We start from the raw sequence: 25,439 nt of genomic DNA, 5'->3' as shown, positions 1-25,439 counted from the left end.
CTAGTTTTTCGCCACCACGGTCTTCTTGCCGGTTTTCCGGGCCGCCTTGTTCATCGCCACTTTCAATCCGTCAGGTCCAAGCCGACCGATCGTCTGCAACGCATAATGGAGCTGAAAATCGGTAATCCCCTGCTCTTTCAGTTCCTCGGCGGTTGCGGTGAAGCGTGGATCATCCTTGCCGTCTTCCTCGAGCACTTCGTCCTTCAATTTGACCTCGTTGATCAGATGTTTCCGCAAATCGGACTCGCGGAAACGGGGACGCGTCTTGTAATCGGGATCGGACAATTGCGGCACATTGATGTCGGGCTCGATCCCGCCCTCCTGCACCGACTTGCCGGCGGGCGTGTAGTAGCGCGCAGTGGTCAGCCGCAGCGCGCTGTCATTGGAAAGCGGCAGCAAGGTCTGCACCGATCCCTTGCCGAAGCTGCGCTCACCCATGACCAGGCCGCGATGATGGTCCTGCAAGGCGCCCGCAACAATTTCGGAAGCCGAAGCCGAACCGGCGTCGATCAGAACAATGATCGGCAGCCCGCCAGCCGCATCGCCGCTCTTCGCAAAATAGCGTTCGATATCGGATTTCGAGCGTCCACGCTGGGAAACAATTTCACCGCGCGACAGGAAAACATCGGATACCGAAACGGCTTCGTCGAGCAGGCCGCCGGGATTGGATCGCAAATCCAGCACATAGCCAAGCGGCTTCTTGCCGAGCGACTTGTCGATACCGACGATCGCGGCAGCGACGTCGGCACCCGTATCACTGGAGAAGCTGTTGATGCTGATCACGCCGACCTGATCCTTGACTTCCCAGGTCACCGGTTTGAGATCGATAATCGCGCGGTCCATCGTCACGTCGAAAGGCTTGTCGCGGCCCGGGCGCACGATGGTGATGCTGATCGGCGTGCCCGGCTTGCCGCGCATTTCCTCGACCGCTTCATCGAGCGTACCGCCGTAGATCAGTTCGCCGTTGATATGGGTGATATAGTCACCGGCCTTCACGCCGGCCTTGTCGGCAGGCGTATCCTTGAAGGGGGCAATTACCTTCACCGCACCATCTTCCAGAGTTACCGAGAGGCCGAGTCCCCCGTAATTGCCATCGGTCTGGGTGCGCAAATTGTCGAAATCGCGGGCGTCGAGAAAGCTGCTGTGGGGATCAAGGCTGCCCAGCATGCCTTCGATGGCGCCCTTGATCAGATCTGCATCATCCACCTGGTCGACATAGTCATTCCGCACCCGGTCAAAGACGCTCATGAACTGTTCCATCTCGCGATAGGTGTTCGCATCGACAGCAGAAATCGCCGATGTCGTCGCGGGCAAAAGCGCGACAGTCAGAACAAGGGCGGCGGCTTGCAATACGGGCTTTTTCATCAATGCTGTCCTGTATGTATAGATCGGGATCAAATATAGGCTGGAATCACCCCTAAAGCCAAGCAGCTTAACCAAAAATGACGGAAGCCTTCGATGAACGACTATTTTTCTCGATTTCTTTCGGTTTTCAACCGATCAGGGCGGCGATATCAATCGCCCTTCCGTTGCGGCGCAGTTCGACCGTGACCTTGGGATCGTCCGACCCGGATTGACCCACTGGAGCGCCCTGAACGATCTGGTCGCCGACCTTGACCCGGATCATCGCCATATTGGTGATCAGACTGGTCCAGCCGGCGTCATGTTCGATGATCAAAATATTGCCATAGCCGCGATAGCGACCGGCATAAGCCACTCTTCCTGCTGCCGGAGCGACAATTTGCGCGCCGGAGGCAACCGCGAGAGTAAGCCCGCGAGAGCGGTATCCGCTAGCGGAAATCTCGCCGAGGCCCGTCACGATTTCACCGTTCACCGGCAGACGATAGGCGTTGGCGACGTCCCTTTTCTGCTGTGGGCTGCGATCCGCTGAATCGCTCCCCTGACTGGGTCGCAACATCGGTCCGTCCAGCTGTGCCAGCGCTTCGCGGACCGCGCCGGCTTCGCGAATCTGGTCCATCAAGTCGACGATGTCCCGCGCCTCCTCACCCAGAGCAAGCGCCCGATCCTGCTCGATTCCGGCATCATCGGAAAATCGTGCCGATTCGATCCGTTCGCTTGCTTCCAGAACCGCCAGCTGCCGTCGCCGCTCGATCAGACGCCGCTGGCTTTCGTCGAGCGATGCGATGGCGCGCGCGGATTGCAGCCGCAGCCGTTCGCCTTGCCTGACTTCCTTGCGCAGACCAGCGGTCCGCTCTTCGATTTCCGGCATCACGGCTGACATGATCGAACGCATGTAGATCAGTTCGTCGAGCGAACGCGGTTCCACCAGGGCAAGCGCGGTCGGCTTGCGGGTCATCATCTGGAGGGCCGCGGTCAACCGGATCATCGGCCCCTGTTTCTCTGCCAGTCGAGCGCGCTGGCGCCGCTGCAGCCGGGTGACAATGGCGATCCGGGTCCGGGCCGCCGCAATATCCGCTTCCGCCGACTGGATCCGGGCCGCCAGAGCGGCGGCTTCGCTGGCGAGCCGTTCGGCATCATTGTTCGCCGCATCGGCCTGACGGCGCAGGGCATCGCTGCGCTGACTGGCCCGCTCGGACTGCTCACGGGCCGCCTTCAGGCTACGTTGCTGTTCGGAAAGGCTCGGGCCAGGGGTTTGCGCAGAGATGAGAGCGGCGCCGCCAAGCGCTGCGCCAGCCATCATGATCAGGGAGAGAAAATAACGCGCCATTTCTGTCACCCTTCCCTGTGATAGGGGTGACCCGCGATAATCGAGGTCGCCCGGAACAATTGCTCGGCGAGCATCGCCCGCGCCATCATATGCGGCCAGGTCGCCTTGCCAAAGGAGAAGAAATGATCGGCACTGGCCCGTTCGTCGGGGCTCAAGCCGTCGGCGGCGCCGATCAGGAAACGCGTCTCGCGCGCGCCATCATCGCGCCAGGCGGAGAGCAGATTCGCAAATTTCTTTGAAGTCCAGTTGTCGCCCGTCTCGTCCAGCGCGATGATCTTGGTCGCTCCGTCCAGCTTCGGCATTTTGCCGCCCTGGTCGGGCAGCTCGCTGATTTTCACATCCCAGACGATCCGCTTCAGATAGCGGTCCACAAGTTCCGCTTCCGGGCTGCGGCCAATCTTCCCACGAGCGACGATATGCAGTCTCATCGCCTATGAAGTCAGGCTTCGACGGCGTCCGCCGCGTCACCTTCCTCGTCCACCGCCCACATCCGTTCCAGATTGTAGAAGCTGCGGACCTCTGGCCGGAACAAGTGGATGATCACATCGCCTGCATCAACCAATACCCAGTCGGCATTCGCAAGGCCTTCGATTCGCGCGGTGCCGCCGGACTGCTTGATCCGCTCGGAGAGCTTCTGGGCGATCGACGCGACCTGTCTGGTCGAACGCCCCTCGGCGATCACCATATGGTCGGCAATATTGCTCTTTCCTTCCAGCGGAATGGAGACAACGTCCTGCGCCTGATCATCGTCGAGCGATTTCATCACCAGCGCGTGGAGCGCGTCCGACTCGGCCTTGCCTTCCTTGGAAGTGGCAGATGTCAGCGCTTTTACCTTCGGTTTCGTCAACTTAAATCCTAATCTTCTGGGCCAATCAACCGGTGTGTCACCGCGTCTCGAACGCGGCGATCATCATATTGCTGATGCCAATGGGGCCTAGCCATCCGGATCGCGGTGGCCGAGCGGGGGTCGGGACGATAGCGCAGGAATGTCAGCGCCGGCGTACTCCAGTTGGTCCAGTTACCACGCTGGCTCGCGGGGTGGACGAAGCGCCGCAGCCAAGCCATTGCGGGAGCCGCAAAAGCATCGTCATCATAGCCGGGTCTCGAGATAACTGCAATCGGCAAAAGGCGAGCGATTTTTCGCCAGTCTTTCCAGCGGTGAAACTGGGCCAGATTATCGGCCCCCATGATCCATACAAACTGGCGTTTCGGGTAGCGACGGACAAGTTTCAGCAGCGTGTCATAAGTATATCTTGTACCCAGTTGCCGTTCGATGGCGGTCGGCCGGATAGTGCTGCGCCGCGCCATTTTCCGCGCCGATGCCAGACGGGCATGCAGAGGAGCCATGTCTTTTGCTCCTGCTTTCAACGGATTGCCCGGCGAGACCAGCCACCAGAATTCGTCCAGCGCCAGCGCATCGATCGCAAAGAGGCTGACCGACCGATGCGCGCCATGGGCCGGGTTGAAGGAGCCACCCAACAGGCCGGTGGTTATCATCGGCTGATGATCAAGGCCGAACTTGCCCGGTTCCCCGCACAACCCATTTATAGGTGGTCAGCCCTTCCAGTGCGACCGGCCCACGCGCGTGCATGCGTCCGGTCGAAATACCTATTTCCGCGCCCAGTCCGAATTCGCCACCATCGGCAAACTGGCTCGAAGCATTGTGCATGACAATCGCGCTGTCGGCGCGCTGGATGAATTTTTCGGCGATCGCCGTGTCTTCGGTAACGATCACGTCGGTGTGATGCGAACCGTGATCGGCAATATGCTCGAGAGCCTGATCCACTCCGTTGACCATCGCGACCGCGACGATCGGCGCGAGATATTCGGTATCCCAGTCGGCTGCTTCCGCCGAGACGATTCGTTCGTCCAGTTCGAGCACCGCGTCATCGCCGCGTACTTCACAGCCGGCATCGATCAATGCCCGCACCAGGGCACCGGGCGCCCGATAATCCTGATCGATCAGCAATGTCTCCATTGCTCCGCAGACGCCAGTGCGCCGCATCTTGGCATTGACCGCGATGGCGATTGCCTTGTCCGGATCTGCATCCTTGCCGATATACGTGTGGTTGATCCCGTCGAGATGCGCGAGAATCGGAACACTTGCCTCGTCCTGCACCCGCTTGACCAGCGACTTGCCGCCCCGCGGAATAATAATGTCGATCAGCCCGCTGGCTTTCAACATCGCGCCAACCGCCGCCCGGTCCGTGGTCTGGACCAGCTGGATCGCATGTTCGGCGAGGCCGGCTTCGACCACCCCGGCGGTCATGGCGTCAAAAATCGCCCGGTTGCTCTCGATCGCTTCCGATCCCCCGCGCAGGATGACGGCGTTGCCGGACCGCAGCGCCAGGGCTGCCGCATCGGCTGTAACATTCGGCCGGCTTTCGTAGATAATCCCGATCACGCCCAACGGAACCCTGATCCGCTCCATCACCAGACCATTGGGCCGCTCGCTGCGGTCGATAATCTGTCCAACCGGATCGGGCAGATTGGCAACATTTTCCACGGCCGCCGCAATGGCTTCCAGCCGGCCTTCGTCGATCATCAGGCGGTCGAGCATGGCGTCACTCAATCCGCGTTCCCGGGCGCTTTCCATGTCGCGCTGGTTGGCGGCCAATATCGTCGCCTGGCTCGCCCGCAGATGTCGGGCGGCGGCGGTCAGGGCCTCGGATTTCTGGGCATCGCTAACGCCAGCCAGCATCGTGAATGCAGCGCGCGCCTTCCGGCCCATGTCGGTGATAAGTTGTGCAGATTCTGTCATGCGCCGCTGCTAGCATGCCGACGTCGGCAATTTAACCCACAATCGCTAATCCGAAAAACAAGATTTATTTCGTGCGGGACATCAAAAGATTTGCCCAAAATGGGACGATCAGAATTAATTTTCTATGAATTTCGCAATTCACCGCACGACTCGTTCGACTCGTCACGAGTCGCCGCTCTCCGATTCGCCAGAGTCGAAACCCTCTGCTAGCCGGTCAGTGGGGATCACGAACAAGTGGCGGGTCATGCACAAACAAAACACCAAGCAAGGGCTTAAGGCCCGGCTGGACCATATGTTTACCGATCGCGAATTTTTCATGCGGTCGCACGGACAGGTCCGATTTCTTACATTGTCTGCAACATTACAGAAGCGCGTATTTTATTCCGTGGCGGCAGCGCTGGTTGCCTGGATGCTGATCACGCTGGTGATGATGGTCAATCAACTGACCGTGTCCGGCGAACGCATGGCGCTCGCCCAGAAAGAAGCCCAGGTAAACAGCACCGAAAGCCGGGTGGCCAGTTACAAGGCCTCGATCGAAGACGTTGCCGCCGACCTCAAGCAGCGCCAGGATGTGCTCGACGCGATGACCGAGCAATTTGTCGGCGAGCAGCCAGCCGCCGCTGGTGCAACAGCACAAAAGCAGAATGATGAACAAATATCCGAGAATACCCGGAAAATCAGCGCGGCATTTCCGGAGGCAACCCAGCTGGCCGAACTCGAAGCGCGGCAGATCCTTTTTGCGCGGCGCCTGACGATGGCAGCCAATCAACGCACCGATCAAGCCGCCGCCGCGATCCGCAAATTCGGCCTGAACCCGGACAAGCTGTCGAAAAACTCCATGGAGTCAATGGGCGGTCCGTTCATTCCCTTCTTCAAGGACCGCAACGAACAGATGCATCCCACGCTGGAGCGGCTCAACCTTGCGCTGCAACGGATGGATGCGCTTGAAAAAACGCTGATTGCGATCCCGTCCGGCCAGCCTTCCAGTACCGGCATGGTGTCGAGCAGCTATGGCTACCGCCGCGACCCCTTCACCGGCGGTGGCGCAATGCACAGCGGTATCGATTTCAAGGGACCCCGCGGCCAGCCCATTCTTGCGGCGGCCGGCGGCAAGGTCACCCATGCGGGGTGGAAATCCGGCTATGGCAAGACGGTTGAAATCACGCACGGTAACGGATTATTGACTCGCTATGCGCATTTGTCGCGAATTGGTGTGACCAATGGCCAGAAAATTGAACAGGGAATACAATTGGGGGCTATGGGGAGCACGGGACGCTCGACCGGATCGCATTTGCACTTTGAAGTGCGACTGAACGGCGTCGCAATCAACCCCCGTCCATTTTTGGAGGCGAACACAGATGTTCTCAAGATCAAAGCCATCGCACGACAACGTGCCAAATCGCCAAAGCGCGCCGAGTCAGGCACCAGCCGTGGCTAGAAGCAATGGCAGCAGCGGATCCAGTTTCTCGATCATCGGCGACGGAATCATCATTACCGGCAATATCGAATCGAAGGTCGATCTGCATATCGACGGCGAAGTGATCGGCGACGTAAAATGCCTGTCTCTGGTCCAGGGCCCGTCGAGCAAGATCCAGGGCGCGATTGTCGCTCAGAACGCAAGCCTGTCGGGCAGTGTCGAAGGCTCGATTGATGCCGGTGATCTCGCGATCGCCTCCACCGCCCGTATTTCCGGTGACGTTTCCTATGAAAATGTCACGATCGAACAGGGCGGCCATGTCGACGGAAAATTCAAGCATCGCAGCAGCACATCGCCTAATCTCGCCAAATCAACGGTGAACAAGAGCGAATTGTCGATGCCGCTCGAACTGACCTCAGGCGACAAAGCCGCCTGATCCGAGCCTGGCAGATTGATCAATTGCGCGGAGCCTGTCTCCTGTAGCTGAGCGCTTCCGCGACATGGATGCGGCCGATTTTCTCAACGCCTGCGAGATCCGCGATCGTGCGGGAAACCCTGAGCACCCGCGTATAGCCGCGCGCCGACAATCGAATCGCCTGCGCCGCCTGCGTCAACAGAGCCCGGCCCGGTTCGTCGGGCGTGGCATGTTTTTCTAGTTCATCACCGTCGATTTCACTATTGGTCCGCGCTTCCAGGCCGGCATAGCGCTGACGCTGTGTTGACCGGGCGGCGGCCACCCGCTCGGCCACCGCGCCGGAACCTTCAGCGGGCGGCGGCATGGTAAGATCGGCGGCGGACAAAGCCTCTACCTCTATATGAAGGTCGATGCGGTCGAGCAGCGGCCCCGAAACCTTTGCCTGATAATCCGCCGCACAGCGCGGCGCCCGCGAACAAGCCAGGGCGGCGTCACCCAGATGCCCGCAACGGCATGGATTCATCGCTGCGATCATCTGCACCCGTGCCGGGAAAGTGACGTGCGCATTGGCCCGGGCCACGCTGACCTCCCCGGTTTCCAGCGGCTGGCGCAGCGAATCGAGCACCGCTCGCTGGAACTCGGGCAATTCGTCGAGAAACAACACCCCGAGATGGGCCATGCTGACCTCGCCCGGGCGGACCTTAAGCCCGCCGCCGACCAGCGCGGCCATCGAGGCGCTGTGATGCGGTGCGCGAAATGGTCTCTGGCGCGACATCTGGCCGCCCTCGAGCGTGCCGGCGACCGAAGCGACCATCGACACTTCCAGCGCTTCGGATGGCGATAGCGGCGGCAATATTCCTGGCAAACAGGAAGCCAACAGCGATTTCCCCGATCCCGGAGGACCATTCATCAGCAGATTATGGCCGCCAGCCGCAGCGATCTCCAGGGCTCGTTTCGCGGTTTCCTGGCCCTTTACATCTTTCAGGTCCGGCCCGTAATCCGGTTCCGGTGCAGGTCCCGTATCCGGCGGCGTCAATATCGACTGTCCCTTGAAATGATTGAGCAGTGCCAGCAGGTTGGCCGGTGCCAATACCTCTACATCGCCCGCCCAGGCGGCCTCCGATCCCTGCAAGGCGGGACAGATCAGACCGAGATTTTCGGCCGATGCATGGAGCGCGGCCAGCAGAACGCCGGGTGTGACGGCCAGCCTGCCATCCAGCGACAGCTCTCCCACCACGATGTAACTCGCCAAGGTCTCCGCGTCGACGATGCCCATTGCGCCCAGCAACGCGAGCGCGATCGGCAAATCATAATGGGAGCCGGCCTTGGGCAGGTCGGCGGGCGAGAGATTTACCGTAATCCGCTTGGGCGGAAGCGAAAGCCCCATCGCGGCAATCGCGGCGCGCACTCTCTCGCGGCTCTCGGCGACGGCCTTGTCGGGCAGGCCGACAACATTGAACGCAGGCAATCCCGGCGCGACCTGGCATTGCACTTCGACGCCGCGTGCTTCCAGTCCGAGAAAGGCCACCGTCTGAACCAGGGCCACCATCATTGCCATCCCGATATCATGCAGCAAACACTGGCCGCGACCGGTAATGGAGTCGAGCATCAACAGCCACTTGGCCGCAACCGTCAAAACCGGCAGAAATCCGGCGAGGGAACGGGTTAATTTTCTTGCAACCACACGCCCTTACGCTTTGGCAAGCGCTTTGCCCGCAAATGCAGCCTTATGGCATCGGGCAATGATTCAGATATCGTGGACGACGGGAACGCTTCGGGTAGCATGAGCGGCGGCTTCTTTGTCGCCGCCTTCGTTCTGGCCACGCTTCTGTTCAGCCCCGTCCAGCCAGCCAACAGCGCCAGCAGCTATGTGGTTACCGAGACGGTCGAGACGCTGGAATATGACATATTCGAGCCAGCAGCGCCGACCGAATCGGTTCAAAGTTCCTTTGGCCAATATGGTCCGTTTCGAGTGATTACGCCGGACGTGGCCGTGATGACCGGCACAGTGGACAGCTATACACCCGCTATTTTTCGCCAGATGCTGGACCGGTATCCCGGCATTCGCCAGATTGAAATGCGCGACTGCGACGGTTCGGTCGACGAAGAAGCCAATCTCGCCCTAGCCCGGATGATTCGCCACGCGGGGATCAGCACACATGTGCCGGCCCGTGGTTCGGTTCGCTCCGGCGCTGTCGAGCTTTTTCTGGCCGGCGTGCGCCGGACCGCCCATCCCGATGCCGAATTTATCGTGCACAGTTGGATGGACGAAGACGGACGGGAAGCCAGTGACTATCCCGACAGCGATCCGGTCCATGCAGAATATCTCGATTATTACCAGGAGATGGGCGTGTCAGCGCCCACGGCAAAGGCGTTTTACGCCTTGACCAACAGCGTGCCTTTCTCCGGGCAATTGCGACTGTCGCGCAACGACATGGCCCGTTTCCAACTCGTCCACTAGTCACACTCCCGCGAGTCCCGTTCACGCCTCATCCATCTTCAGGAACCATAATCCGGTCTGTGCGCTATAACTGTAGCGGCCTTACTTGCGTGTTGGGCTTCGAAGCACCAATTGGAATATGATGAACGAGAAAAAGAACAGGAAGCGGTGGAAATATACCTCGGGATCGCGATTCGCGCTCGCGGTACTCGGTTTCACGCTGATTCTTATTTCACCGATCATCGGCGCAATCCCCGGCCCCGGCTTCATCATCGTGTTTCCGATCGGACTTGCTCTGGTTCTGCAAAACTCGCGCTGGGCCAAGAAACGCTATGTCGATTTCAAGCGGCGATTCCCCAATTATGGCAGATGGACCGACTGGGCGATGCGCAGGAGGCATCACAAGTCCCTTCCTGACGATTTTGAACTACCGCTTTTCGGCAAGGTAAAAACCGGCAATCGGGACAAGAAAGTATAGCGCAAACGCTTGACTTTCCGCGCCTGCCTGCCTAATCGCAGCCACAACGTACCGGCCGCAGCTTTTGGCGGCCCTTTTTTATCGAAATTTTGACGTAGGATAATCGCGATGAAGCGCACATTTCAACCAAGCCGACTGGTCCGCAAACGGCGCCATGGTTTCCGCGCCCGCAAAGCCACCGTTGGAGGCCGCAAAGTGCTGTCTGCCCGCCGTGCCCGTGGCCGCAAAAAGCTCTCTGCCTAATTCCAGCGCGACTGTCAGTGCTGCGCCCGCCGCTGCACCTTCATCGCTAGACAATCTGGATTCGGAGCATCCTGCTACCGATTCGGCCTCTGCCGATTCTAGTCGGACAGTCGAGGTGATTCGCAAACGCGCGGATTTTCTCGCTGCCAATCGCGGCAAGCGATTCGTCACCCCCAATTTTGTTCTGCTCGCGCACCGCCGCCGCAGCGACCACCCGATTCCGGCAGAGACGATCCGCCGGGGCATCACGGTCACCAAGAAAATCGGTAATGCCGTTGCCCGCAACCGGATGAAACGCCGCTTTCGGGCCTTGCTCGCAGCGACCCTTCCACGCGACGGCATAGCCGGCGTCGATCACGTCATGATTGGCCGCAAAGCCAATACCGAGGCGGATTTTGAGACGATGAAGGCAGAGCTCGAAAAGGGCCTGAAATATCTGGCGAAAAAGCTCGGCTAGAGATGTTCAGGGCGATCCTCATCTTCTTCGTGCGCTGCTGGCAATGGGGCCCGTCGCGGATATTGCCTCCGACTTGCCGCTACCAGCCGACCTGCAGCAGTTACGCGATTGAAGCGATCGAGAAACATGGTGCAATTAGGGGTGGCTGGTTAGGGGCTAAACGGCTATTGCGCTGCCATCCTTGGGGAAGCTCGGGTTACGACCCGGTGCCTTGATAGCCTCATACACCAGATCTATTTGCAACAAATGGCCGAAAGCAGGACGACATAGTGGACGATAAACGCAATATAATCATGGCGGTGCTGCTCACCGGAATCATCCTTTTTGGCTGGCCGATGCTGATGGAACAGTTTTTCCCGGACATGGCCAACAAGAACGAGATCGTGGAACAGGCTGACGTTCCGGCGACCGATCAGGTCCCGGGCGAGTCAATGACCCCTGTGGTCGGCTCTGACACTGGCAGCAGCGACATTAGCACCGGCGCTGTTTCGGACAAGATCCGGCCTCTGGCTACAATATTGCGGGAAAATCCGCGCGTCCTGATAGATACTCCGCGGCTCCAGGGCTCTATCAACCTCAAAGGCGGGCGGATCGATGATCTCACGCTGACCGATCACACGGTGGATATGAGCAAGGATAGCGCATCGGTCCGGCTCTTTTCGCCTTCCGGGACCCAGGACGCCTATTTCAGCCGCTTCGGCTGGGCGGGCGGCGGCGTTGCTGTCCCCGACGACAATACAATCTGGTCGACCGACCAGAGCAAATTGACTCCCGAAACGCCGGTAACCCTGAGCTGGTCCAACGAGACCGGTCAGACCTATGCGATCAAGCTTTCAATCGACACGGATTATCTGATCACCGCAGAACAGAACGTCACCAATCGCGGCGAAAATGCAATTGCGCTCAAGCCCTATGGCCTGATCAACCGCAAACGGGATCTCAATAATATTCCTGCCAACGAAGCCAGTACATGGACCATCCACTCCGGTCCGGTCGGCGTCTATGAAGGCGCGGCCAATTACGACGTGGACTATGAAAATCTCGCCGGTGAAGAGCCTGGCTTCTTCTCGCGGATGTTCGGTACATCTGCGGTTGCCGGAACCAATGCCTATGACACAGAGGTCAGCTGGCTGGGCTTTACCGACAAATATTGGCTGGGCGCCCTGATCCCCGACAATATTTCGCAAGTCGACGCAAAATTCCGCTCTGGCGGCGGTGACATTTTCCAGGCCGAGATTGCGAAGAAAAGCGCGCAGATCATCGAGCCTGGCAAACAGTTGAGCACCACCACCCGTCTGTTCGCCGGTGCCAAGGAAAACGCGATTCTCGAAAGATACGAATCAGAATATAATATCAAGAATCTCGACCGGGCGATTGACTGGGGCTGGTTCTACTGGTTCGAAAAGCCGCTTTTCTACCTGCTCAACTGGCTGTTCCAGCTGGTCGGCAACTTCGGCGTGGCGATCATCCTGATGACCTTTGTCGTCCGCGGGATCATGTTCCCGATCGCGCAGAAGCAATTCAAATCGATGGCCCAGATGCGCGCTGTCCAGCCGAAGATGAAGGCGCTCCAGGAAAAATTCAAGGACGACAAGCAACAGCAGCAGCAGGAAATCATGAAGCTGTACAAGGACGAGAAGGTCAATCCGCTCGCGGGCTGCCTTCCCATATTCCTGCAGATTCCGATCTTCTTCGCGCTCTACAAGGTGCTGATGCTGTCGATCGAAATGCGTCACCAGCCGTTCATCCTGTGGATCAAGGATCTGAGCGCGCCCGATCCGTTGACCCCGGTCAATCTGTTCGGTCTGTTGCCGTTCGATCCGCCGACCTTCCTGGCCGTCGGCATATTGCCGATCCTGATGGGCATCACCATGCACTTCCAGTTCAAGCTGAACCCGGCACCAATGGATCCTATGCAGAAACAGATATTCAGCATCATGCCGTGGATATTGGTATTCATCATGGCACCATTTGCCGCCGGTCTGCAGCTCTACTGGACCGTGTCCAATATTCTCACCATCGCCCAGCAAAGCTGGCTCTATTCCCGTCATCCCCAGATGAAGGAGATGATGGCGAAGGAAGCCGAAGAAAAAGCCAAAAAGGCCGCCGCCGACAAGGCCGGGGCATGAATCTGGCCGCGGCCCTTCCAGCGGAAGCGAGAAGCGCTCGCTGCAGTATTTCGCATGCTGTTGCGATGGCGGCTGCCGTGCAGCCTTCTGATCGTCAGGATGACAAATAAATGACTGCCCCACTCCACCCGAAGCTGTTCTCCGGCCCGATCAGCTTCCTGAAAAGCGCGCCGCAACTGCAATTTCTGCCGGACCCGAAGGTCCCGGAGATCGCATTTGCCGGCCGGTCCAATGTCGGCAAGTCGTCGCTGATCAATGCGATGACCAATCGCAACGGTCTCGCGCGCACGTCCAATACGCCGGGACGGACCCAGGAGCTGAATTTCTTCGATATCGGCGATCCGCTGATCTTTCGCATCTGCGACATGCCGGGCTATGGCTATGCCAAGGCACCGCCCAAGGTCGTCCAGAAATGGCGATTCCTGATCAACGACTATCTGCGCGGTCGCGCGGTGCTGAAACGCACATTCGTGCTCATCGATTCGCGGCACGGCATCAAGCCGGTCGACGAGGAAGTGATGGAGATGCTCGACAAGGCTGCGGTCAGCTATCGTGTGGTGCTGACCAAGGCCGACAAGGTAAAGCAGGAAGAACTGGATGTCACAGCGGCGAAAGTCGCGGAGATTTCCAAGAAACATCCTGCCGCGCATCCCGACCTGCTGCTGACCTCTTCGGAAAAGAAACAGGGTATCGACGAGCTGCGGCTTGCCGTGCTTGAGGCTGTGCAGAGCTAGACCCGCCCGACGACGCTTTTCTATACACAGCGCACCATATTTGGTTATGGGATAGAATATGAAACTGATAATCGGAAACAAAGCCTATTCCAGCTGGTCGATGCGCGGCTGGCTCGCCTGCAAACAGTCGGGCCTGTCCTTCGAAGAGCTCATCGTGCCATTATTCGGAGACGACTGGGACCATGTCCGCGAGAGCGAGAATTTCGCGCCGTCCGGTGGTAAGGTTCCGATATTGTGGGATGGCGAGACCGTCGTCTGGGACAGTCTGGCGATTATCGACTGGCTGGCAGACAAAACTCACCGCGACCGTTTCTGGCCCAAGGACGAGACCGCACGCGGCATGGCGCGCTCAATGGCCGCCGAGATGCATTCCAGTTTCATGGCGCTGCGCCGCCAATGTCCGATGAACACGCGCAAGATTTACGAAGGCCTGTCTTTCGGTGACGACGTCAAGGCAGACGCCGCCCGGATCATCGAACTCTGGGCGCAGGCCCGCGCGCGGTTCGGCAGCGGCGGACCGTTTCTTTTCGGCACTTATGGCGCGGCAGATATCATGTACGCTCCGATCGTTTCCCGATTCCAGACCTATGGGTTCCGCCTGCCGGGCTTTGCCACCAGCTATATGCAGACCATTCTCGACCATGAATGGACCGCCCAGTGGATGGAAGCAGCCGAGGACGAGCCATGGGTGATCGAACGCCTCGAACAACCGGAAACCGCAAAAAACTGATCGGCCGCCAATGACCCGTGCTACGATACTCGACTATGCCAAGAGACTGATCGCCCAGCCCAGTATCACTCCGGCTACCGGAAGCGTGTTTGACGAGATGGAAGCGATGCTCGCACCGCTCGGCTTCGAGATTTCGCGGTTCATTGCTGGCGATTCGCCCGAAGATGCCGAGCTTGGCGGACCGGTAGAGAATCTCTTTGCCATTCGCCACGGTGCCCCCGGTTCGCGACACTTTTCCTATGCCGGTCATCTCGACGTCGTCCCGCCCGGCCAGGGCTGGCAGACCGATCCGTTCGTTCCTGAACAGCGTGGTGACCTGCTCTACGGTCGCGGCGCCGTCGATATGAAGGGCAGCATCGCGGCCTTTGTCGGCGCGCTCCATCACCTGCCCGACGATCTCGGCACGATCAGCCTGATCATAACCGGTGATGAAGAGGGGCCCGCGCGTTTCGGCACGGTCGCGATCATGGATCTGATGGCCGAGCGCGGCATCACGCCCGATCTCTGCCTGGTCGGCGAGCCTACATCGGTCAACCGGCTGGGCGACATGATGAAAATCGGCCGACGCGGTTCGGTCAATATGTGGATCACGGTGAACGGCATGCAGGGTCATGTCGCCTATCCGCACAATGCCGACAATCCGATCACCAAGCTCGGCAAGATACTCAGCGAGATTGATTCGCTTCAGCTCGACGAGGGGACCGACTGGTTCCAGCCGAGCAATATCGAATTTACCGACCTGCATGTCGGCAATCCGGCGCATAATGTCATCCCGGCCAGGGCCGAGGGACGCCTTTCGATCCGGTTCAACGACCGCCACAGCGGCGAAAGCCTGAGCGCGATGGTCAAGGAAATCGTCGAGCGGCACGGTGGCGAACTGAAGCCGATCATCTCCGGCGAACCGTTCCTGACCCCGCCAGGCGAATTTTCCGACATCGTCGCCGGCGCGATTCGCGAAGTCACCGGCGTCGACCCCGAATTGTCCACGTCGGGCGGGACCTCCGACGCGCGTTTTCTCGCCAAGATCATGCCGGTGGTGGAATTTGGTCTGTGCAATGCGACCATGCACAAGCTCGACGAAGCGGTGGCGATTGATGATCTGGAAAAGCTGGGCGAGATCTTTGCGCTGATCGTCGAGCGAGCGCTACGCTGATCCGGCGCTGACCGACCCGGTCGCCGCGATCTTCAGCGCGGCCGTCGCAAAATTATATAAAGCGCGCCGGCGCCACCGTGGCGAGGATGGGCACGGCGGACGGCGGCTATGCGCGATGCATGGCGGGAGGCTGCAAGCCAGTCCGATATCGCTGCACGGATCGCTCCGCGGCCGCCTTCGCGATGCCGCTCATCCGCGCTCCGCGCCTTTCCGGTGATCAGCAATATCGCGCGATGACCTGCGGCAATACTGAGTTCCAGCGCGCTATCGAGCCGCCCGTGGGCCGATGACAGAGTATAGCCATGGAGATCGATCGTGACATCCGGCTGCACGACGCCCTTCGCCAGGCGCCGGTCCCATTGCCCGTCGAGCCCGTGCTTCTGGGGAACCGCTGTCTGCTCTCTCAGCGGGATCGCCTTGCCCGGAGGCCCGCCAAAACTCTGCGCGGTGATCGGACCGTTTCGCTCGGGCAGCCGCTTGGCGACAGGCAGTGCGTCCACCCGGCTGACCCGCTTGTGATCCAGCGGTTTGACCGTCTCGATAAATTTCTGCCAGAGCGCCTTTTCACCAGCAGTAAGCGGTCGATCGGACATTTTCTATTCGCTGGGGCTGGTCCGGCGCGCGCGCAATCTGCTGACGCTGCCTTTCGGGAGGAAGACCAACGCCTGCCCCCGTGAAGACATGCCGCCGGCTATCTGCGCCGCCTCTTCGCCCGCACCCCAGAATGTATCAAAGCGGTTGGGACCCTTGATGGCCCCGCCACTGTCCTGCGCTACCCACAGGCCATCGGCAATATTATGTTCCATGTCGAGAAAGACGGGGGCTCCCAGAGGCACGAACATCCGGTCTGCAGCCACCGATGTCCGCGCCACCACAGGATGGCCCATCGCGCCGAGCGGGCCGGGGCCAGTCAGTTCGGTGAAGAAGACATAGCTTTTATTCTCGCGCATGATCCGCATGCCTTCTGCAGGATTGGCGCGCAGCCATTCGACAATCCCCTGCATATTGGTCTTGCCGTCGGCCAGCAGTCCGCGTTCGCGCATCACCCGCCCGATACCGGTATAGTCATGACCATTTTGACCGGCATAGCCGATCCGCATCACCGATCCGTCCGGCAGGGCCAGTCGGCCGCTACCCTGAATCTGGAGAAAGAAGAATTCGATATAGTCCCGCGCCCAGGCGATCTCGAGCCCCTGTCCGGCAAGGGCACCGTCATCAATCGCCGCCCGGTCTTCAAACGGCACCAATTTGGTCCCGTCTATCTTGCCACGAACCCGTTTGTCTTTCAGTTCTTCCGAGAACAGGCCAAGGTCGACGTCGATCAGATTGGCGGGGCGCCGGTAGACCGGAACCTGATAGTCCCTGCCGCTGACTTTGGAGCCAAGAATTTGCGGTTCGAAATAGCCGGTGGCAAAGGCCGAACCGTCGGCGACCTGAACGGTCTCGAAATAGCTGGTGAAAAATCGCAAGGCGTCGTTCGCCGGCCAGTTTTTGGCGGCATCGCAGGACAATTTCCAGTCCGCGCCCTGGGTCAGTCCGCTATTATCCTCGCGGCGGACAAGGGAGGAACAGCTGGTCCGATAGGATTGCAGGGCGGCGACCGCTTTGGCCCCCGGGATGTTGAGCATGGCGATGTCGGGGCCTGCCGCAACACCGACGCCCAGCGCGCGCGTCGTGTCGGTGCCGACCTTGATCAACTGGGCAGGGTCGACCGGTTGTAGCGTACGGGCCGGATATTGCGAACCGGCGGGCTGCGCAACCGGGACATCAGCACTTCCGCCTGCTACCCACTCACCCTCCTGCTGGGTCGCATTGCCCCTGGCAGCGCCTTGCGGAATGATCGACATGGAACAGGCGCCGAGCAGCGCCACTGCGCCGAAAAGCGTCCCGGTTTTCATGATTTTTTTCCCAAACGGCCGGGGTTCAGGCCTCATCGGTTTCGTCGAGCAGCCAGTTGGGGTTGGCGCTGGAAAGATCCCGGCTAAAGGTCCAGACATCGTGGGTTTCCGCTGCGTCGGATAGCGATCCGCCGATCAGCTCTCCCTTTTTGTCCCTGACCACCGAGGCGATATCCGCGTCGAACTGCACGGTAATGCGTGCGACAGGCCGACGATATTCCGCTTCGGAGATACGCGCATTGTCGATCCGCACCAGCTGGTTCTCGAGCACTTCGCCACGCTTTTCGCGCGCGTCGATGACTTCGACGAAACTCTCGTACACATCATCGTCGCACAGAAGCTTCAATTCTTCCTTGTCGCCTTTCCAGAAGGCTTCGAGGATCATGCCATAGGCTGCTTGCGCGCCTTCGACGAACCGGCCGACATCGAAATTGCGGTCGGCGCTGAGAATTTCGCGCATTCCGGCTTCGGCGCTGCTGTCATACACCATCGCAGGCGTAGCGGCTTGCGCGGGCACGATGTCGGGAATATGCGGCTTGGCATCTTCCAGCGGCCGCCGTTCGTTCGCGCGCGGCTCGATGCTCCTTGGCGTATGTTCCTGCTCGTGACCGGTACGTTTACCGAGCACAGAGTAAAGGCGCAGGCCGAGAAAGGCTGCTACCATTGCCAATATTACGATTTCGATGGTCACTTTAAAATCCAATCTTTCCGAATGCCCTATACATAGGCAGAAAAAGGGCCGGTTTCAAACGGCATTAAAGAAAAAGCGGCGGTACCGCAATCGGCCAATGGGTTATACCGGCCATATTGTGAACCAACACTGACAAAAGTCATCGGGTAATCGAGCGCCGCAGCTCTGCATTACTCTTTATATTGCCCTCGGTTCCGTCCCCTGCTAGGCGCGCTGCGAACGGCGCGGCAATATGCGCCTATGGACATGTTTGACTGATTTTCCGAAAGGACAGGCCCGATGGCTGACGAGAATGACACGAGTGAATCCGAAGCAAATCCTGCCGGAAATGTGACGACGCCCGATCCGCTGGCCAATGGCGCGGATACCCAGCCACAAATCGGTGTTATCTCGCAATATATAAAGGACCTGTCGGTCGAGAATCCGAATGCGCCGGACGTCTACCAATGGAACGCCCAGCCACAGATCGACGTCCAGTTCAATATCGGCTCGTCACAAGTATCTGACGAAGTCCACGAAGTCGAATTGAAGATCGAAGTCACCGCAAAGGCCGACGAAGGCGTCGCCTTCGCCGTGGAACTGCTCTATTGCGGCCTCCTCGGGCTGCGCAATGTGTCCGAAGAACAGGCTCATCCGTTTCTCTTCGCGGAAGCGCCGCGGCTGCTGTTCCCCTTCGCCCGCGCCATCATTGCCGACGCCGTGCGCGATGCCGGATTCCAGCCGCTTTTGCTCGAGCCAATCGATTTCACCGCGCTCTATATCCAGCAGCGCGAGCAAATGGCGGCAGGGCAGGCTGGTGAACAACCGGTTGGGAATGCTTAGGCCCCCTTTGCTAGGATAGCAGGAATGAACCTGCTGAAATCGACCGGAACAATCGCCGGGCTGACGCTGGTGAGCCGTGTATTCGGCTTCGTCCGCGACATTCTTCTCGCCCGGATTCTCGGCGCCGGCGCAGCTGCTGACGCTTGGCAACTGGCGTTCCAGCTCCCCAATATATTCCGGCGCCTGTTTGCAGAAGGCGCGTTTTCTGCGGCCTTCGTTCCTCTGTTCAACCGCAAGATGGAGGCCGATGAACAGCGCACGGCAGCGCAGAATTTCGTGATTGACGTGCTGTCGGTTTTCGTACCGATCCTGCTGGTTTTCACCGCCGTGATGATGATAGCCATGCCCGGCCTGCTCTGGCTGATCGATGATTTCGGACGCGGTGGGCGGTCGGATAGCTTTGCCCTGACGCTCGCGCGGCTGACCTTCCCCTACCTCGGCCTGATCAGTATCACGACGCTATTCGCTGCGATACTCAACTCGCTCAGCCGCTTTGCAGCAGCAGCAGCAGCGCCGATCATGCTCAATCTCTGCATGATCACTGCATTGCTCGCGGCCCAACTGGTGAACGGCGGAGACGACCCGCGCCAGACCGCCTATTTTCTGGCGATTGCCGTTTCGACGGCCGGACTGGTGCAAATGCTCTGGCTCTATTACTGGGCGCGGAAGACCGGATTTCGCTTTCCGATCAGAATGCCCAAATTCAATGCCGATGTAAAAGAATTGGGTGTGCTGATCCTCCCGGCAGTATTCGGTGCCGGCATCTATCAGATCAGCCGTTTCCTTGACCTCTTCTTCCTCGGACGACTGCCGGAAGGCTCTTTCGTCTATCTGGCCATGGCCGACCGCCTGAATCAATTGCCCCTCGGCATTATCGGTATCGCGCTCGGGACCGCGATATTGCCCGCCCTGTCCCGCTTCATCGCCAAGGATGATCTCGGCGGCGCCCAGAGGCTGCAAAGCAATGCGGTGGAACTGGCCATGCTGATCACCATCCCGGCCGCCATAGCCTTGTTCTTCGCCGCCGGCCCCCTGGTCACTTCCTTCTATGTCGGCGGCAAATTTACCGCTGGCGACGGCGAGACCACCTCCGCTGTCGTATCGGCTCTTGTCGTCGGCCTGCCCGCTTATGTGCTGGTGAAGGTCCTGATCCCTGGTTTCTTTGCGCGGAGAGATACCAAGACACCGGTCTATACCGCGGGACTTTCCCTGCTCATCAACGTCGTGCTCAACCTGGTTTTGATACCTATATATGGTATCAAGGGGCTCGCTTTTGCAGGCGCCATGGCTGCCTGGTGCAATTGCGCGATGCTCTATTTCATGCTCCACCGGCGCGGCCATTTCCATCTCGAATGGTCGCTCTTGCTCCGGATCGGGCGGATTACATTGTCGGCCGCGGGCATGGCCGCAGTGCTGATCTATGCCGCCCCGATCGGCGAAGCTCTCTATATTGGCTCGATCTGGGAGCGGGCCGGGTCGATCACTGCTCTGGTCAGCGTCGGCGGCCTGGTTTATGCGGCACTGGCGTGGTTGACCGGAGCGGTAGACCGTAACAAGATAACCATGTTGACCAGGAAGAAAGCGGCGGAAGACGCTGCAAGCGAAGGAAGCTTATAATATGCGGACGGTATCGGGCATCCAGCCAACGGGAAATCTCCATCTCGGCAATTATCTGGGCGCGATCAAGAACTGGGTGAAGATGCAGGATGAAGGCGAATGCCTGTTTTTTCTGGCCGATCTCCACGCCATCACCGTCCACAATGATCCCGTTGAACTCGCCACGAACTGTCGCGAAATGGTCGCGGCGCTGGTTGCTGCCGGGGTCGATCCGGAAAAATCGATCCTGTTCAATCAGGCACGCGTACCCGCCCATCCTGAACTGGCATGGATGCTGATCTGCAACACTCCGATGGGCTGGCTGGACCGGATGACCCAGTTCAAGGAAAAATCCGGCAAGCACAAGCAGCGCTCCTCTTTGGGCCTGCTGGGCTATCCCGTGCTGCAGGCAGCAGACGTACTTCTCTATCAGACTACCCACGTTCCGGTGGGGGACGACCAGAAGCAGCATCTCGAACTGGCCCGCGACATCGCGACGAAATTCAACAGCGATACCGGTACCGAAACATTCGTCCTGCCCGAACCGTTTATCGGCAAGACCGCTGCCCGGATCATGAGTCTGCGCGACGGCAATGCGAAAATGAGCAAGTCCGACCCGTCCGATCTCAGCCGGATCAATATGACCGACGACGATGAGACGATCGCACGAAAGCTGAAGAAAGCCAAAACCGATCCAGAGCCATTGCCCGACAATCTGGATGAGCTCGCCGAACGGCCGGAAGCGAAGAACCTGATTGGCATATATGCTGCCCTGGCAGATCAGTCGCAGGACGCCGTGCTCGCCGAATATGCGGGTCAAGGTTTTGGTGCCTTCAAACCGGCGCTGGCCGATCTGGCGGTAAGCAAATTGTCACCGATCCGCCAGCGGTTCGAGGAATTGCGCAAGGACGAGACCGCGATCGACACGATTTTACGCGACGGTTCGGAAAAGGCCTCGGCAATGGCACGTCCAACGGTGGAAGCTGCCTATGCCGCGCTCGGGCTGTTGCGAAACTAGCGCGTTTTGCTGCAATGTCGAGGTGCGAGCGGCGCAATAGACTTGCCTGCATCACCATTTCCGGTAAATGCTAGAACATGGATATTATCTCGATACGCGGCGGCAATCGGCTGTCTGGCACCATTCCCATCTCCGGCGCAAAAAACAGCGCATTGACCCTGCTGCCTTGCGCGCTGCTGACCGATGAACCGGTCACGCTGCGCAACCTGCCGCGATTGGCCGATGTCGACAGTTTTGGCCATTTGCTGAACCAGCTCGGCGTTTCGACCACGATCGAAGGGGCACGGCCGGAAGATTTCGGCCGGGTCATGACGCTCAAGGCGGGCCGGATCACCTCGACCGAGGCGCCTTATGATATCGTCCGCAAGATGCGGGCCTCGATACTGGTTCTCGGCCCCTTGCTGGCGCGCGCCGGCGAATGCCGCGTCTCGCTGCCCGGCGGCTGCGCCATTGGCAACCGCCCGATCGACCTTCATCTCAAGGCGATCGAAGCGCTCGGTGCCACGATCGAGACAACCAGCGGCTATGTGATCGCCCGCGTGCCCGACGGCGGCCTGCCCGGCGGAGATTTCACCTTCCCGGTCGTCTCGGTCGGCGCCACGGAAAATGCCTTGATGGCAGCCGTGCTGGCAAACGGCACCAGCACCCTCAAAAACGCTGCACGCGAACCGGAGATTGTCGACCTGTGCAACATGCTGATCGCGATGGGCGCAGAGATTGAAGGGATCGGCTCTTCGACTCTGACGATTACCGGCGTCGACCGGCTGCACGGCTGCACCTATCGAGTGATGTCGGACCGGATCGAAGCGGGAAGCTACGCCTGCGCTGTCGGTATCGCCGGTGGCGAGGTCGATCTGCTGGCAGCCAAGGCCGACGAAATGGAAGCGACGCTGGACGCGCTGCGCCTCGCGGGGCTGCAAATCGATATCCATGCCAAGGGAATCAGGGTCTCGTCCGACGGCAAGCTCAAGCCACTCACCCTGTCCACCGCCCCCTATCCAGGCCTGGCCACGGACATGCAGGCCCAGCTGATGGCGATGCTATGTCTCGCCGATGGTGCCAGCGTGCTCACCGAGACGATTTTCGAGAACCGCTACATGCATGTTCCCGAACTCAACCGGATGGGCGCGGATATCGAAACCAAGGGTCGCACGGCCGTTGTGCGGGGCGTCACAAAACTCACCGGCGCCCCGGTGATGGCGACCGACCTGCGCGCCTCGATGAGTCTGGCGATTGCCGGACTGGCAGCGGAAGGTGAAACCCGGCTCCAGCGCATATACCATCTTGATCGCGGCTATGAACGTCTCGAGGAAAAGCTGGCTGCGGTTGGCGCAGATATCGAACGGATCGGCGGCGACTAGCCACACGTCACCCGCTCTCACGGGTGGGCGAGGATTGTCGCCAGTCTTGCAAAAAAAAGGTGACCCGATGGGCCACCTCTCGATGCCGGACAGTTTGAAATGCGAAATCCGGCGTTATTTTTGGAACCTAGCGACCGTTGCTGGCGACAATGTCGACAGCCGTCCCGCCACCGCTACGTTTGTTCAGCGTGATCACATAGGCGCCGTCATCGCTGCCCCTGGTACCGCCAAGAACATGTTCACCGCCGCGCAGCAAATATTCGGCGCTAAACCCGCCGCGCTTGGCCTGGGTATAATAATAATCGACAACGCTCTTCATCGGCGTTGCGGTGGTGAAGCTGACCACGCGAATATCGCAGAGGCCGCCTTCAACGCCAGCCGCTTCCTGGACATTGGCTTTCGGATAGACCGGAAATTCCGGTGGCATCCGGTTGGCCCAGCCCATGTCGTAGCTTAGCTTCTGGTCGCAAGTGCCTTTGCCGCGCTTCGCACTCTGCTGTTCTGCTTTTGCGCCCAGCGTCATGCCTTCGCTGCCGGCGCAGCTTGTACATTCATCATCCGATGTCATCTGCCGGGGCTTGGGGGCGCGCAGCATTTTTCCACCCAGCGCCGCAGTCGCTGCGGCCTTGCCACCTTCGCCCGCTCCGGCATAAGTGGCACCGGGAGGGACTGATCCGTCCGCCGGACCATTGGCTCCGCGAATGGCATTGCGGTTCGCCTGATCGGTGAGATCCGGATCGACGAGGATCGCATCCTCCAGCGCGTCATTCATTGCCGGATCGGATGTCAGATTGGCATCAAGATTGGCCAGCTCTTCTTCGCTGGCTTCGTTGCTACCACAAGCGGCAAGCGACAACGGCAGCGCAAAAGCTGCGGCCGACAGCAGAAGAGAACGGGAAAGATAAGACATGCGATTTGCTCCTGAATTTGGCAAAATACATGCATCGAAAAGCGTTAATTTTCCGTTAGGGAATCTGGTTAATCCGGTGACTATTCGTTAACCCCTTGTCCCATTTCGGGATTTCAGCCGAACGTGTCGGGCCCATCAATTTCACCGAATCGGATCAGGCGGGACGTCAGGACGGCAGCCTGGCGATTGAACACCGCCTTCTTATATTCGGGATCGGTGACCATCTCCATGAACGCACCGCTGTTGGGGTAACGCGCGATGAAGGCCGAATCCCAGTGCTTGTCATCGGGCCCGATCACCATCGCTTCCATCTTCCCGCGCCAGATAACCGTCCCGCCAACACGCTTGAAAATCGGTCCGCTGGTTTTGCCATATTCCTCATAGGCGCGCAGCCCGCTCCAGCCGAGCGCAGCATTCGGATGGCCTTCTGCATATTGCGCATGTTCGTGAAAACGCAACAGATTGAGCATGTTGATCGGCACATCGCGCGGCAGCGCCTTGAACGCGTCAAAGGCTTCCCTTGTCGGGTCAAGATAGCGATCTTCGGACATGGCTTGCTCTCCTACTGGAACTGTTTTCTGTTCTCTTGCCATTGTTCGCTGGATTGTCCCCAGTCGTCAACCCGCGCATCCTGATATGGCTCCGGCAATTTAGTCGGCCCGCGATTGGTCGAGCCTACCCGTTCGGCCAATTTGATCGAGGCGATATTCTCGGGATCAATTGTGTGGCAGATATCACTCCAGCCGAGCGTATCGACGGCATAGTTCATGCTCGCCACCGCCGCTTCCAGGGCATAGCCCTTGCCGGCATATTCGGGCGCCACGCCCCATCCCACTTCCGTTCCCGGCCAACTGTCAGGATACCAGGGACCGATGCGACCAATCCATTTATCACCGTCTTTCAGGATCAGGGAAAACATCGCATAGCCGCGCACATGCCAGGCGCCGATCATGGAGCATAAATCCCGCCAGCTTTCGGCGCGGCTTTTGACCCCGCCAATGAAAGTCATTGTAGCTTCATCGGATTGAAACTTCGCCCATTCCTCGAAATCATCGCCATTGGGCGGTCGCAGGATCAACCGTTCGGTTTCGATTCTGATATTCTCGATCGCCATGATGTTCCTCCCGCTAGCGAAAAGTCTACTATGCAACCACTGCTTTGGAAATACTTGATATGGCGATGCATCAATCTTACAATATAGCCATGGCAAATCTGATCTCGATCTTCATCGGCGGCATCGCACTCATCCTTTCCTTCATCGGTCTGGTTCCCCTGCTTGGCTGGACCAACTGGCTGATCCTGCCGATCGCCGGAATCGGGGCGTTTTTCGGCCTGATCTCGTCCCGGACCAGCGGCATGTATTTCTGCCTCATTGTCATGTGCATTTGCGCCTTCCGGCTGTGGATCGGCGGCGGGATTATCTGACCTACGCGCGGGTTTCTCCCGCGATAGCATTTCTTGATTGCCCGCGGGAACCGGTCAGCTTAAGCGCTGAAC

At 59.2% G+C, this 25,439-nt stretch carries 29 protein-coding genes; 16 read left to right on the top strand and 13 right to left on the bottom strand.

The genetic code is table 11. The features are described from left to right. The 6 genes from HUO14_RS14445 to HUO14_RS14420 all read right to left on the bottom strand — a co-directional run bounded on the left by HUO14_RS14445 (position 1) and on the right by HUO14_RS14420 (position 5,450). On the bottom strand, positions 1 to 1,365 hold the full coding sequence (locus HUO14_RS14445; RefSeq protein WP_176280524.1) for a S41 family peptidase: 1,365 nt from the start codon (positions 1,363 to 1,365) through the stop codon (positions 1 to 3). Positions 1,366 to 1,492: 127 nt separating this feature from the next. Then, positions 1,493 to 2,689 carry a murein hydrolase activator EnvC family protein gene (locus tag HUO14_RS14440; RefSeq protein WP_176280523.1) on the bottom strand — a complete coding sequence of 399 codons (1,197 nt, stop codon included), beginning with the start codon at positions 2,687 to 2,689 and terminating at the stop codon, positions 1,493 to 1,495. 5 nt (positions 2,690 to 2,694) lie between these two features. After that, complete coding sequence (locus HUO14_RS14435; protein WP_176280522.1) at positions 2,695 to 3,117, bottom strand: 23S rRNA (pseudouridine(1915)-N(3))-methyltransferase RlmH; 423 nt, start codon at positions 3,115 to 3,117, stop codon at positions 2,695 to 2,697. Between the two features lie 11 nt (positions 3,118 to 3,128). Beyond that, entirely contained in the window at positions 3,129 to 3,536 is a 408-nt protein-coding gene (rsfS, locus tag HUO14_RS14430; RefSeq protein WP_418889403.1) for a ribosome silencing factor, read from the bottom strand. Between the two features lie 8 nt (positions 3,537 to 3,544). Then, a complete protein-coding gene (locus HUO14_RS14425; RefSeq protein ID WP_176280521.1) occupies positions 3,545 to 4,186 on the bottom strand; it encodes a nicotinate-nucleotide adenylyltransferase in 642 nt (213 codons plus the stop codon). 10 nt (positions 4,187 to 4,196) lie between these two features. Next, positions 4,197 to 5,450, bottom strand: coding sequence for a glutamate-5-semialdehyde dehydrogenase (locus HUO14_RS14420; RefSeq protein ID WP_176280520.1), 1,254 nt, complete (start codon positions 5,448 to 5,450; stop codon positions 4,197 to 4,199). Positions 5,451 to 5,694: 244 nt separating this feature from the next. Here HUO14_RS14420 and HUO14_RS14415 point away from each other — a divergent pair, with 244 nt between their 5' ends. Together HUO14_RS14415 and HUO14_RS14410 are read left to right on the top strand one after the other, a co-directional pair. Then, positions 5,695 to 6,888: a M23 family metallopeptidase gene (locus HUO14_RS14415; RefSeq protein ID WP_176280519.1), complete on the top strand. Its 1,194-nt coding sequence runs from the start codon at positions 5,695 to 5,697 to the stop codon at positions 6,886 to 6,888. Further along, positions 6,881 to 7,303: a bactofilin family protein gene (locus HUO14_RS14410; RefSeq protein ID WP_335646541.1), complete on the top strand. Its 423-nt coding sequence runs from the start codon at positions 6,881 to 6,883 to the stop codon at positions 7,301 to 7,303. Before HUO14_RS14415 ends, HUO14_RS14410 begins: the two co-directional genes overlap by 8 nt. A 19-nt stretch (positions 7,304 to 7,322) precedes the next feature. Here HUO14_RS14410 and HUO14_RS14405 read toward each other — a convergent pair whose 3' ends face one another. Then, the gene (locus HUO14_RS14405) at positions 7,323 to 8,831 is read right to left on the bottom strand and encodes a YifB family Mg chelatase-like AAA ATPase (RefSeq protein ID WP_176280578.1); all 1,509 of its coding nucleotides are present in this window, start codon (positions 8,829 to 8,831) and stop codon (positions 7,323 to 7,325) included. Positions 8,832 to 9,038: 207 nt separating this feature from the next. Between HUO14_RS14405 and HUO14_RS14400 the strand changes: the two genes are divergently transcribed. The 9 genes from HUO14_RS14400 (at position 9,039) to dapE (ending at position 15,646) form a co-directional block, all read left to right on the top strand. Next, the gene (locus HUO14_RS14400) at positions 9,039 to 9,743 is read left to right on the top strand and encodes a hypothetical protein (protein ID WP_176280517.1); all 705 of its coding nucleotides are present in this window, start codon (positions 9,039 to 9,041) and stop codon (positions 9,741 to 9,743) included. A gap of 118 nt (positions 9,744 to 9,861) precedes the next feature. Next, positions 9,862 to 10,200 carry a PGPGW domain-containing protein gene (locus tag HUO14_RS14395; protein ID WP_246255677.1) on the top strand — a complete coding sequence of 113 codons (339 nt, stop codon included), beginning with the start codon at positions 9,862 to 9,864 and terminating at the stop codon, positions 10,198 to 10,200. A 108-nt stretch (positions 10,201 to 10,308) separates the two neighbouring features. Next, positions 10,309 to 10,443 (top strand): 50S ribosomal protein L34, encoded by a 135-nt coding sequence (rpmH, locus tag HUO14_RS14390; protein WP_176280516.1) that lies wholly within the window; start codon positions 10,309 to 10,311, stop codon positions 10,441 to 10,443. Between the two features lie 115 nt (positions 10,444 to 10,558). After that, positions 10,559 to 10,900 (top strand): ribonuclease P protein component, encoded by a 342-nt coding sequence (gene rnpA / locus HUO14_RS14385; protein ID WP_176280229.1) that lies wholly within the window; start codon positions 10,559 to 10,561, stop codon positions 10,898 to 10,900. Between the two features lie 2 nt (positions 10,901 to 10,902). Continuing rightward, a complete protein-coding gene (yidD, locus tag HUO14_RS14380) occupies positions 10,903 to 11,115 on the top strand; it encodes a membrane protein insertion efficiency factor YidD (RefSeq protein WP_176280515.1) in 213 nt (70 codons plus the stop codon). A 54-nt stretch (positions 11,116 to 11,169) separates the two neighbouring features. Beyond that, positions 11,170 to 13,029: a membrane protein insertase YidC gene (gene yidC, locus HUO14_RS14375; RefSeq protein ID WP_176280514.1), complete on the top strand. Its 1,860-nt coding sequence runs from the start codon at positions 11,170 to 11,172 to the stop codon at positions 13,027 to 13,029. 110 nt (positions 13,030 to 13,139) lie between these two features. Then, positions 13,140 to 13,763: a ribosome biogenesis GTP-binding protein YihA/YsxC gene (gene yihA, locus HUO14_RS14370; RefSeq protein ID WP_176280513.1), complete on the top strand. Its 624-nt coding sequence runs from the start codon at positions 13,140 to 13,142 to the stop codon at positions 13,761 to 13,763. 58 nt (positions 13,764 to 13,821) lie between these two features. Next, positions 13,822 to 14,493, top strand: coding sequence for a glutathione S-transferase family protein (locus HUO14_RS14365; protein ID WP_176280512.1), 672 nt, complete (start codon positions 13,822 to 13,824; stop codon positions 14,491 to 14,493). A 10-nt stretch (positions 14,494 to 14,503) separates the two neighbouring features. Beyond that, a complete protein-coding gene (gene dapE / locus HUO14_RS14360; protein ID WP_176280511.1) occupies positions 14,504 to 15,646 on the top strand; it encodes a succinyl-diaminopimelate desuccinylase in 1,143 nt (380 codons plus the stop codon). Between the two features lie 32 nt (positions 15,647 to 15,678). Here dapE and HUO14_RS14355 read toward each other — a convergent pair whose 3' ends face one another. From HUO14_RS14355 to HUO14_RS14345, 3 genes are read right to left on the bottom strand one after another with little or no spacing between them, the layout of a single operon-like run. Further along, positions 15,679 to 16,239 (bottom strand): Smr/MutS family protein, encoded by a 561-nt coding sequence (locus HUO14_RS14355; RefSeq protein WP_176280510.1) that lies wholly within the window; start codon positions 16,237 to 16,239, stop codon positions 15,679 to 15,681. A 3-nt stretch (positions 16,240 to 16,242) separates the two neighbouring features. Then, on the bottom strand, positions 16,243 to 17,544 hold the full coding sequence (gene mltA, locus HUO14_RS14350) for a murein transglycosylase A (RefSeq protein ID WP_246255672.1): 1,302 nt from the start codon (positions 17,542 to 17,544) through the stop codon (positions 16,243 to 16,245). A 25-nt stretch (positions 17,545 to 17,569) separates the two neighbouring features. After that, entirely contained in the window at positions 17,570 to 18,235 is a 666-nt protein-coding gene (locus tag HUO14_RS14345) for a Tim44/TimA family putative adaptor protein (RefSeq protein WP_176280509.1), read from the bottom strand. A 279-nt stretch (positions 18,236 to 18,514) separates the two neighbouring features. Between HUO14_RS14345 and secB the strand changes: the two genes are divergently transcribed. The 4 genes from secB to murA all read left to right on the top strand — a co-directional run bounded on the left by secB (position 18,515) and on the right by murA (position 23,032). Beyond that, positions 18,515 to 19,057 (top strand): protein-export chaperone SecB, encoded by a 543-nt coding sequence (secB, locus tag HUO14_RS14340; RefSeq protein ID WP_176280508.1) that lies wholly within the window; start codon positions 18,515 to 18,517, stop codon positions 19,055 to 19,057. 24 nt (positions 19,058 to 19,081) lie between these two features. Next, a complete protein-coding gene (gene murJ / locus HUO14_RS14335; RefSeq protein ID WP_176280507.1) occupies positions 19,082 to 20,674 on the top strand; it encodes a murein biosynthesis integral membrane protein MurJ in 1,593 nt (530 codons plus the stop codon). Position 20,675: 1 nt separating this feature from the next. Then, positions 20,676 to 21,671 carry a tryptophan--tRNA ligase gene (gene trpS / locus HUO14_RS14330; protein ID WP_176280506.1) on the top strand — a complete coding sequence of 332 codons (996 nt, stop codon included), beginning with the start codon at positions 20,676 to 20,678 and terminating at the stop codon, positions 21,669 to 21,671. Between the two features lie 77 nt (positions 21,672 to 21,748). Further along, a complete protein-coding gene (gene murA / locus HUO14_RS14325; RefSeq protein WP_176280505.1) occupies positions 21,749 to 23,032 on the top strand; it encodes a UDP-N-acetylglucosamine 1-carboxyvinyltransferase in 1,284 nt (427 codons plus the stop codon). Positions 23,033 to 23,159: 127 nt separating this feature from the next. Here the strand turns inward: murA and HUO14_RS14320 are convergent, their stop codons facing one another. The 3 genes from HUO14_RS14320 to HUO14_RS14310 form a co-directional block, all read right to left on the bottom strand. After that, complete coding sequence (locus HUO14_RS14320; protein WP_176280504.1) at positions 23,160 to 23,942, bottom strand: hypothetical protein; 783 nt, start codon at positions 23,940 to 23,942, stop codon at positions 23,160 to 23,162. A 113-nt stretch (positions 23,943 to 24,055) separates the two neighbouring features. Next, on the bottom strand, positions 24,056 to 24,493 hold the full coding sequence (locus tag HUO14_RS14315; RefSeq protein ID WP_176280503.1) for a DUF1330 domain-containing protein: 438 nt from the start codon (positions 24,491 to 24,493) through the stop codon (positions 24,056 to 24,058). 11 nt (positions 24,494 to 24,504) lie between these two features. Further along, positions 24,505 to 25,056: a GNAT family N-acetyltransferase gene (locus tag HUO14_RS14310; protein WP_176280502.1), complete on the bottom strand. Its 552-nt coding sequence runs from the start codon at positions 25,054 to 25,056 to the stop codon at positions 24,505 to 24,507. Between the two features lie 59 nt (positions 25,057 to 25,115). On the opposite strand from HUO14_RS14310, the gene HUO14_RS14305 reads away from it, so the two are divergent. Then, the gene (locus HUO14_RS14305) at positions 25,116 to 25,367 is read left to right on the top strand and encodes a hypothetical protein (RefSeq protein ID WP_246255671.1); all 252 of its coding nucleotides are present in this window, start codon (positions 25,116 to 25,118) and stop codon (positions 25,365 to 25,367) included. Positions 25,368 to 25,439: the final 72 nt, after the last annotated feature.

The organism is Parasphingorhabdus flavimaris, from assembly GCF_013371215.1.
Taxonomy (GTDB): Bacteria; Pseudomonadota; Alphaproteobacteria; order Sphingomonadales; family Sphingomonadaceae; genus Parasphingorhabdus; species Parasphingorhabdus flavimaris.
Note: the sequence above shows the minus strand (reverse complement) of the source record. Positions and strands in the feature narration are given on the sequence as shown.

Excerpts from the sequence above, each read along its gene's own strand:
- yihA (WP_176280513.1), top strand. The coding sequence starts at position 13,140 with ATGACTGCCCCACTCCACCCGAAGCTGTTCTCCGGCCCGATCAGCTTC.
- HUO14_RS14415 (WP_176280519.1), top strand. The coding sequence starts at position 5,695 with ATGCACAAACAAAACACCAAGCAAGGGCTTAAGGCCCGGCTGGACCAT.
- HUO14_RS14395 (WP_246255677.1), top strand. The coding sequence starts at position 9,862 with ATGATGAACGAGAAAAAGAACAGGAAGCGGTGGAAATATACCTCGGGA.
- HUO14_RS14405 (WP_176280578.1), bottom strand. The coding sequence starts at position 8,831 with ATGGTGGCCCTGGTTCAGACGGTGGCCTTTCTCGGACTGGAAGCACGC.
- HUO14_RS14425 (WP_176280521.1), bottom strand. The coding sequence starts at position 4,186 with ATGATAACCACCGGCCTGTTGGGTGGCTCCTTCAACCCGGCCCATGGC.
- HUO14_RS14435 (WP_176280522.1), bottom strand. The coding sequence starts at position 3,117 with ATGAGACTGCATATCGTCGCTCGTGGGAAGATTGGCCGCAGCCCGGAA.
- HUO14_RS14305 (WP_246255671.1), top strand. The coding sequence starts at position 25,116 with ATGGCGATGCATCAATCTTACAATATAGCCATGGCAAATCTGATCTCG.
- HUO14_RS14365 (WP_176280512.1), top strand. The coding sequence starts at position 13,822 with ATGAAACTGATAATCGGAAACAAAGCCTATTCCAGCTGGTCGATGCGC.
- rpmH (WP_176280516.1), top strand. The coding sequence starts at position 10,309 with ATGAAGCGCACATTTCAACCAAGCCGACTGGTCCGCAAACGGCGCCAT.
- HUO14_RS14315 (WP_176280503.1), bottom strand. The coding sequence starts at position 24,493 with ATGTCCGAAGATCGCTATCTTGACCCGACAAGGGAAGCCTTTGACGCG.
- murA (WP_176280505.1), top strand. The coding sequence starts at position 21,749 with ATGGATATTATCTCGATACGCGGCGGCAATCGGCTGTCTGGCACCATT.
- dapE (WP_176280511.1), top strand. The coding sequence starts at position 14,504 with ATGACCCGTGCTACGATACTCGACTATGCCAAGAGACTGATCGCCCAG.
- yidD (WP_176280515.1), top strand. The coding sequence starts at position 10,903 with ATGTTCAGGGCGATCCTCATCTTCTTCGTGCGCTGCTGGCAATGGGGC.
- HUO14_RS14445 (WP_176280524.1), bottom strand. The coding sequence starts at position 1,365 with ATGAAAAAGCCCGTATTGCAAGCCGCCGCCCTTGTTCTGACTGTCGCG.
- HUO14_RS14320 (WP_176280504.1), bottom strand. The coding sequence starts at position 23,942 with ATGTCTTATCTTTCCCGTTCTCTTCTGCTGTCGGCCGCAGCTTTTGCG.
- mltA (WP_246255672.1), bottom strand. The coding sequence starts at position 17,544 with ATGAAAACCGGGACGCTTTTCGGCGCAGTGGCGCTGCTCGGCGCCTGT.
- HUO14_RS14440 (WP_176280523.1), bottom strand. The coding sequence starts at position 2,689 with ATGGCGCGTTATTTTCTCTCCCTGATCATGATGGCTGGCGCAGCGCTT.
- HUO14_RS14355 (WP_176280510.1), bottom strand. The coding sequence starts at position 16,239 with ATGTCCGATCGACCGCTTACTGCTGGTGAAAAGGCGCTCTGGCAGAAA.
- secB (WP_176280508.1), top strand. The coding sequence starts at position 18,515 with ATGGCTGACGAGAATGACACGAGTGAATCCGAAGCAAATCCTGCCGGA.
- murJ (WP_176280507.1), top strand. The coding sequence starts at position 19,082 with ATGAACCTGCTGAAATCGACCGGAACAATCGCCGGGCTGACGCTGGTG.
- HUO14_RS14420 (WP_176280520.1), bottom strand. The coding sequence starts at position 5,450 with ATGACAGAATCTGCACAACTTATCACCGACATGGGCCGGAAGGCGCGC.
- trpS (WP_176280506.1), top strand. The coding sequence starts at position 20,676 with ATGCGGACGGTATCGGGCATCCAGCCAACGGGAAATCTCCATCTCGGC.
- HUO14_RS14310 (WP_176280502.1), bottom strand. The coding sequence starts at position 25,056 with ATGGCGATCGAGAATATCAGAATCGAAACCGAACGGTTGATCCTGCGA.